The sequence below is a fragment of the Bacillus sp. SIMBA_005 genome, assembly GCF_046535585.1.
Taxonomy (GTDB): domain Bacteria; phylum Bacillota; class Bacilli; order Bacillales; family Bacillaceae; genus Bacillus; species Bacillus pumilus.
In genome coordinates, this window is record NZ_JAWRWI010001196.1 from 1 (window position 1) to 235 (window position 235).

1 protein-coding gene is annotated in these 235 nt (G+C 66.0%); it reads left to right on the forward strand.

From position 1 onward, the window contains the following. Positions 1-235 (forward strand): hypothetical protein (locus SB660_RS23875; RefSeq protein WP_410585092.1); only part of this gene is annotated, 235 nt, incomplete at both ends.

Consider the following 235-nt stretch of genomic DNA (forward strand, 5'->3'; position numbering starts at 1 on the left):
CTTGCCCTCGGCCGCCTCGACGTCACCCGGAAGAAGATCGCGGTGTTCGCGCTCATCGCCGGCGTCGTACTGAGCGCGTTCGGCTACACCGCGGGGAGCGTCTGGGACGCGGGTAACTCGTCCTCGAAGTCGTGGGCGTCCTCGTCCTCGTTCGACGATGAGTTCGTAGTGGAGACGATCCCCGGCGACCAGATCGACCTCGTGGGCAAGGTCTGCGAGGACTACGGCGACGGAT